At 62.4% G+C, this 1,912-nt stretch carries 1 protein-coding gene; it reads right to left on the bottom strand.

The window, feature by feature from the left end; all coding sequences use genetic code 11:
* Positions 1-885 precede the first annotated feature (885 nt).
* The gene (locus tag IWX65_RS17500; protein ID WP_196884827.1) at positions 886-1,764 is read right to left on the bottom strand and encodes a GntR family transcriptional regulator; all 879 of its coding nucleotides are present in this window, start codon (positions 1,762-1,764) and stop codon (positions 886-888) included.
* Positions 1,765-1,912: the final 148 nt, after the last annotated feature.

Below are 1,912 nucleotides of genomic sequence, written 5' to 3'. Positions count from 1 at the left end.
ACTGCCTACCGCCGCGTGGATCAACCAGCCCTCACAGGAAGCCCTCATACAGACAGCCTGAACTAACCTGTCTCACCAGCCTTGACATCTTCCGCACCGCCACCACGACTAAACCGTTCGCACGGCGGTACTTCAGCGCGCAGTCTCCCCGAAGCCCTCTGCTTAGGCTGAAGCTACAGGCGTCAACACCGTCAATGCGCATTCGCCCCGCACGGTGAGAATGTACGCAGCGGGGCGTTATCTGGAACGTCCTTTCCAGCCCTGTCGCCCACTCCCGTCAGTGGTTGGTTTTGGCGGCTCACCCACAGGTGGACGGCTTTGAGCTCCACCCTTCGGGCTCCATCCGCCCACAGGTGGATGACCCGCCATCAGGCAGAGCCGGCACCATCGGTTCTGCTGCTGTCACTTGTTGTCCCTAATGCCACTGTTATCACTAACACCACTGTTATCACTAACACCACTATTCACACCCTAATGGGGTGCTTAGTACCTCAGCGCCGAGGAGGCTGTGCACGCCCACCGTCCGCTCGAGATGAGCTCCGTCGTGTCGGTGACATAGGTGGGTGTGTGCAGGCGGGCTACTGATTCCTGCTGTCAATTCGTGTGCGGGACAAGCAGCGGAGCGGGGGGAGCTTGTGCCGTGCACCTGTGGACTGGAGGCGCAGCACGTATCCACTCGAGGCCTGGTTCGAGCTGCCCGTGCAGCACTTACGAGATGCCTCATGCCGCCCTTTTGAGTTACAACCTCGGGAACGAGCACTTTCGAGACGGAACACGGTGAGACAAGTTTGCGAGGCACTGGGTCCCTTGTGATTCCGGGGGAATGGTCGCTCCTTGCGCGCCTTCAAGGGGGTGTCTTGTAAAGCTTTAGGTTCACAAGACGACTCATAGCTGAGGTTCTATCCAGATCGAGGTTGCTAAGAGCGACGGGGTTTCGATACTTGTTCCCACTTCGAACGGAAATTGCTCCGGCGGCTCACCAACAGATGGACGGCTTTGAGCTCTGTCCTTCGGGCTCCACCCGCCCACAGGTGGGTGACCCACCAGCTCGTCCCACAGCGCGTTGGAGTCAGTGCTCGCTTCGGATCCGCCCGCTGCCTCCCGCAGCAGCAGCCAACCTGTCGACTCCAGATGGCGACGCATGGCTGCACCCGCCGCGGATGGGTCCCCCTGTTGGATGGCGTCAAGGATCGGTTGGTGTTCCCGGTAGACGTCATCGAGGGAGCGGGACGTCCGGATCGTCGAGGTGCCGACCAGACGGGTGGCATCGCGCAGGTTCTCGATGATCCGGGTGGCGTGGGCGTTGCCCGCGAGCTCCAGCAGCAGCGTATGAAACCGCTGGTCATGCAGCAGAAACGCGGCATCATCCCCGGCAGTGACCGACGCCTGCATCGCCGCATACTCAGCGTGCAGGGCCACGTGGTCGGCGGTGCTGGCGCGAACTGCTGCCCGCTCTGCGGCAGGCACCTCCAGCGCGAGGCGGACGGCGATGATCTCGGCCAATTCACGCGCGTCGGGAAGCACGACGCGGAAACCGCGATTGCGCTCGAACGCCACCATCCCGGTCTCCGCCAACCGGAGCAGGGCATCCCGGACCGGACTACGAGAAACGCCTAGCTCATTGGCCAGCCGGTACACCGAATACAACTCGCCCGGTACGAGCGTGCCGTTCCGGATGCCCTCTCGGACCGCGTCGATGGTGCGGTCGGTGAGGGTGGGTGCGCGCCCCGGGCGATTGGCGGCTTCGGCGGACGGTTGTGACATGAAACCAAGACTAGTCTGCGGCGGAACGAGACCCGTCGAGTAACATGTTACTTATGGCGACGACGCTCACAGCACCTACCTCCCTCGTATCCGAACTCCAATCCCGCGGTGTTGCAGACGCACGGGCCGATGCTACCTCCCGTGCCGT

The sequence above is a fragment of the Arthrobacter sp. CAN_A214 genome (genome assembly GCF_015751955.1).
Lineage (GTDB): Bacteria > Actinomycetota > Actinomycetes > Actinomycetales > Micrococcaceae > Arthrobacter_D.
Note: the sequence above shows the minus strand (reverse complement) of the source record. Positions and strands in the feature narration are given on the sequence as shown.

Excerpts from the sequence above, each read along its gene's own strand:
- IWX65_RS17500 (WP_196884827.1), bottom strand. The coding sequence starts at position 1,764 with ATGTCACAACCGTCCGCCGAAGCCGCCAATCGCCCGGGGCGCGCACCC.